The organism is Paracoccus sp. (in: a-proteobacteria), assembly GCF_032007265.1.
In the GTDB taxonomy this organism is placed as follows: Bacteria; Pseudomonadota; Alphaproteobacteria; order Rhodobacterales; family Rhodobacteraceae; genus Paracoccus.
Genome location: NZ_DALZMB010000002.1, coordinates 1 through 4,144, shown reverse-complemented (window position 1 = coordinate 4,144; position 4,144 = coordinate 1). Strand labels below are relative to the sequence as shown.

The following is a 4,144-nucleotide window of genomic DNA, read 5'->3' as shown; positions in this document are numbered from 1 at the left end:
CGTAGTTGAAGTGATGATCCTTCCCGAGGAAAAACATCTCTCCATCCTTGCTGCGGCGGTTGAGCACGATATGGGCATGGGGATGGGCGCGGTCCTCGTGGATCGCCGCGATGTAATCGAACTGCGCGCCGTCTCCCTCGAAGAAGCGCTCGCAGATCTCGCGGGTGATCTCCTGCGCCTCAGAAGAGCGCGTGCCGATGGGGAAGGCCATCAGGAGGTGCGCGGTATGGCCGAGCTTTGGTGCATGTCGCTCGTTCCACTGGTTCTCGAAGCGCCGCGCCACCCGCTCGATCTCACCCGGCGAGAGCAGCTTTTTGCCATCATGCGTGCCACGGGAATCGAGGATGAAGCTCGATTTCGTGGTCAGGTAGGCCAACTGGGCGCGCAGTTGTGCCCCGGTATGACACCCGCCCTGCCTGATCGCCTTGAAGATCGCCGGCGAATGGCCGCGCGCCGCGCGGATCATCTGTGCCCGTTTGCCAAAGCCCCCGGAGACCGAGCCAGAAACCTTGCTCCAGCCGCGATCAAAAAGCGCCGGATTGACCGCCCTCACGGCATCAGCCCGCGCCATCGCGTGCCTCCCGGATCAGGGGCGCGAGCGCCTTGTCCACCTCCAGCTTGAGGGACGCCCGCCGGTTGCGGCTCATCTCCTGGACCTGATCCGCGATGGTGAAGACCAGCCCGGCCAGAGCCCGGATCTCGGCCTTCTCCGACCCGGTCAGGACCGCCTGCTCGCCACGGACACGCCCCTCGTTCAGGCGGCGGGCGATCTGGTTGATGTTGTTGCCGACCCGGTTCATCGCCGCGCCAAGACCGCGCAGTTCCTCCGTCATGTGCACATCGGGCGCGAGCAGGTCGCTGGCGGCCAGTATCATGCAGCGCAGAGCATCAGAACGATGCCCGATGCCACGTGCCGAGAGCGCAGCATCAAACCGGCCCAGCTCGGCCGCGCTGAGACGAAGCCCAACCACCTGAGGCCGGCTGCCGTTCGAAGCCCGCCGTCCATGGGCATGGTTCACCGCATTGTAGACGGCCTTCAGGCTGACCCCGAACTGCTGTGCCAGATCGGCCGCGGGCACGCCTTCAGACCGCTCTTTGGCGATCCTCAGACGCTCCTCTTCGGTCAGTCGGCGGGCCGGGGACATTTTGAAGTTAACGCTCCTATTTCTTGCCAAGATCGTACAAGCCCGCCGACTCCCAGCACAAGCGGAGTCGGGCCTACGGGCTTGTACTCATTGTGAAAAACCGGCCCAAAGGGGCGGTTTCCTGTTGTCTGCGGATTGCATCACGCGCCTTGCGATTTGCATCCCGCTCCATGCGAAATGCCTCCCGTTATCTGCGCTCTGGAGCATGTCTTCTGGCACCTGCATCGCGCTCTTTGCGTCCTGCATCCTGCGGAGTGGGAAGTGCCGGAAGGGGAATGGGATCTGCATCACGTTGCCTGCGCCACGTCCTCTGGAAGCCGCATAATGCTTGCCGCTTCCTGCGATCTGCGCCTTGCGTCCCGCTTGACGCATCCCGGTCAGCGCCCTACGACAAGAAAGCTCTTATGTTAACGAGTAACCATTATTGCAGGTGTGCCATGCCAAATGACTCCTTGCGCGTAATCGCCGCGATGGCCCGCAAAGGCGGGTCGGGCAAAACCACGCTGAGCCGCGCTCTGATCAGCGCCGCTATCGCCGCCGGTCGCCGGGTCACCCTCATGGACACCGACGGGACCGATGCACTCGGTGCCTGGTATGAACGGGCCGAGGGTGCCGGGTACAGTTCACCCCTGCTGACCCGCACCAGGGCGCTCAGCATTGCCGCCATCGAGCAGGAGATCGAGCGGATCTACGACGAGGATCTGGCCGATCTGATCTTCATCGACACCGCTGGTGTCGGAGCGGACTGGTCGGACAGCGTCGCGGTGCTGGCCGATCACATCGTCACCCCGGTGATGCTCTCAACGACCGACTTCAAGGTCGGCATCCAGACCGCAGACTGGTTCGCCCATCTGCGGACCCGTGTGGACGACCCGAGCGCCCTACCCCAGCATCATGTGGTTCTGAACATGGTCCCCGCGAAACCGACCAAGGCCGATGCGGAACTGATCGCACAGGCGGTCAACTGCTTCCCGGTCGTCGAGACGGTTATGATGCACCGCAACGCATTCAAGGAGATGGATCGGCTTGGTCTGCTTCATGCCATCGCTCTTGCGCGGCAGAATGATCCCAACCCGCTGATGAAGCCCCATGCCCGCCCGCTCGTCGAGGCGCTGGAAGAAGCCACCGACATCTTGAACACCATCATCAGCGGCTGAGAGTGACATGGTCCGCAAACGCATCCCCCTCGTGACACGGCCGGATCAGGCCTATTCGTTCAGTCTGTCCCAACAAAACACGACGAACCCGGCACAGACGGGAGACAGAGACGAACCAGCCAGCGCGGCCGAGGCCCGTGCGCCGGCGCAGCCGAGCGCCAGCATCGCATCGGAGGATCAAGCCTCAAGAGATGACTCCAAAGCTTCGATCCAAGTCGACGTGCGCGTGAACGCGTTGAAGCGCCAGGAACAAGGGCTGGTTGCCTGCGGCATTGCCCCCCGACAAGTGATCCGGGCCGCCCTGCGGAAGGCCGTCAAGAAGTGGGGGCTCTCAGCAACATATGCCATCCCTTCCAGTGACAGGCGGGCAAGTCAGGCAAGCTGGACCGTCAGGACCAGCGTCGCAGTGCCCGCCGCCATCTTTGATCGGCTGCTTGCCGATCAGGACCCTCTGGGGGTCGACAGCCGGTGGTCATTGGTGCGGGGTCAGCTGGAGCCGCTGGTCTGGGCGGAAATCGATGCTCTCCTCGCATCGCTCAGTGACGACTCCGACGATGTCCGCTGACCCACGCTGGCACGGGCTATTCAGGCCCTGACGCTGGCTGGTTCAGGATCAGACCGCGCTTGGTAGCGATTGCCACTGCCTGTACCGAGTTCCGCGCCCCGAGCAGGTCCCTTATCCGCTCCAGGCGCTTCTTTATGGTCTCGGTGCTGACGCCCTGCCGATGCGCGACTTCCTTATAGGGCAAACCGTTCGCCAGATCAGAAAGGATAGCACGCTCCATCTCTGAAAGCGGTCTTGCCGCCTCGATAGAGGCGAGCAGCTGTTTGAATATGCCCTCAACCTCGTCCAACTCACCGTCGGTCAGTTCCCGATCCTCGCGGGCGCAAAACAGGCAGCTGAGCGTGCCATATTCTTCAATGCGACTGCGAGAAACGCCGCAACCATAGTTGAGGCCATACTCGCGCGCGTGATCCATGATCAGAGTTCCAGCAGGCGAGAGCTTTTCGACCGGCACTTCACTCCATCTGATGCGACCTGAATGCGTCCTGGCCCAGAGATTGACCGGATCAAACATCGCATATTGCCGCTCAGTGTAAATCTCGACCCAACGCTCCGGATAGGTGGAGACATAATGCTCTGGCGTCAAACTGCGCACATGGATGACGAGTGAATAGCCCATCGGTGCAATTGCCCGCAGCCGGGCATCCAAATGGGCCATTTCCGGAACAATAGTCCAAACCATTACCCCTCCCGCACGAGAAAATGTGCAGTCCTCAAACTGCGATACCAAAAAGGGTAACGGCATGGCCGCTCCCCCACCGTTGTGTCAGGTTGTGATGAAAGCGCGCGCAAATCAACCGTGAAGCGACCTTGCGAAAAGGGTTCCGATCGCCAGCCAGCGAAGTTCTGTGACAGTCGAGACAAGTATTATGAACGTGCAGACCAGTGACCATCGCGGCGGCTCATGCCGCACCAACCGCATCGAGGCCCGGCCAATCGCCCGGCTTCGCCACAAGGACGATGGCAGGGTCATTGGCCTGGTTTATGAATGGAACACGGGCGAGACGCAGACGGCCTGGTTCGGCAAGGCCGAGCGCAGCTTCGTGACAGAAGAGTTGCGATGAGGGCCATTGCTCGCTGGCAAGATGAAAGGCCCCGGCCTTTCGACCGGGGCCCTGGTTGGGGGGATTACTCCCCTCGGCGGCTGTTGGGGCGCGACCAGATCAGGCTCGAGCCCTCGCCGTCCTCGTCGTCGAAGAGGTTGGCGTAGATCGGGTGCGCAAAGCTCGGATCGTCCAGCTTCAGGCCCAGATAGTCCCGCCCCTCGTTCGAGCGCT

Annotated in this window: 7 protein-coding genes; 3 read left to right on the top strand and 4 right to left on the bottom strand. The window is 62.0% G+C overall.

Annotated features, from left to right (window positions below):
- Positions 1-571 (bottom strand): relaxase/mobilization nuclease domain-containing protein (locus RTS12_RS00740; RefSeq protein WP_312524695.1); only part of this gene is annotated, 571 nt, incomplete at its 3' end.
- Positions 558-1,145 carry a plasmid mobilization relaxosome protein MobC gene (mobC, locus tag RTS12_RS00735; protein ID WP_035745660.1) on the bottom strand — a complete coding sequence of 196 codons (588 nt, stop codon included), beginning with the start codon at positions 1,143-1,145 and terminating at the stop codon, positions 558-560. The genes mobC and RTS12_RS00740, both read right to left, overlap by 14 nt.
- Positions 1,146-1,582: 437 nt before the next feature.
- On the opposite strand from mobC, the gene RTS12_RS00730 reads away from it, so the two are divergent.
- The gene (locus RTS12_RS00730) at positions 1,583-2,302 is read left to right on the top strand and encodes a division plane positioning ATPase MipZ (RefSeq protein WP_312524694.1); all 720 of its coding nucleotides are present in this window, start codon (positions 1,583-1,585) and stop codon (positions 2,300-2,302) included.
- Between the two features lie 7 nt (positions 2,303-2,309).
- On the top strand, positions 2,310-2,867 hold the full coding sequence (locus RTS12_RS00725; RefSeq protein ID WP_035745665.1) for a hypothetical protein: 558 nt from the start codon (positions 2,310-2,312) through the stop codon (positions 2,865-2,867).
- Between the two features lie 16 nt (positions 2,868-2,883).
- Here RTS12_RS00725 and RTS12_RS00720 read toward each other — a convergent pair whose 3' ends face one another.
- Positions 2,884-3,549, bottom strand: coding sequence for a LuxR family transcriptional regulator (locus RTS12_RS00720; RefSeq protein WP_198838478.1), 666 nt, complete (start codon positions 3,547-3,549; stop codon positions 2,884-2,886).
- 187 nt (positions 3,550-3,736) lie between these two features.
- Here RTS12_RS00720 and RTS12_RS00715 point away from each other — a divergent pair, with 187 nt between their 5' ends.
- Positions 3,737-3,931: a hypothetical protein gene (locus tag RTS12_RS00715; protein ID WP_226937104.1), complete on the top strand. Its 195-nt coding sequence runs from the start codon at positions 3,737-3,739 to the stop codon at positions 3,929-3,931.
- 64 nt (positions 3,932-3,995) lie between these two features.
- Here the strand turns inward: RTS12_RS00715 and RTS12_RS00710 are convergent.
- Positions 3,996-4,144 (bottom strand): DUF736 family protein (locus tag RTS12_RS00710; RefSeq protein WP_312524752.1); only part of this gene is annotated, 149 nt, incomplete at its 5' end.

Coding starts and splice junctions, on each gene's coding strand:
- mobC (WP_035745660.1), bottom strand. CDS start 1,145: ATGTCCCCGGCCCGCCGACTGACCGAAGAGGAGCGTCTGAGGATCGCC.
- RTS12_RS00730 (WP_312524694.1), top strand. CDS start 1,583: ATGCCAAATGACTCCTTGCGCGTAATCGCCGCGATGGCCCGCAAAGGC.
- RTS12_RS00725 (WP_035745665.1), top strand. CDS start 2,310: ATGGTCCGCAAACGCATCCCCCTCGTGACACGGCCGGATCAGGCCTAT.
- RTS12_RS00720 (WP_198838478.1), bottom strand. CDS start 3,549: ATGGTTTGGACTATTGTTCCGGAAATGGCCCATTTGGATGCCCGGCTG.
- RTS12_RS00715 (WP_226937104.1), top strand. CDS start 3,737: ATGAACGTGCAGACCAGTGACCATCGCGGCGGCTCATGCCGCACCAAC.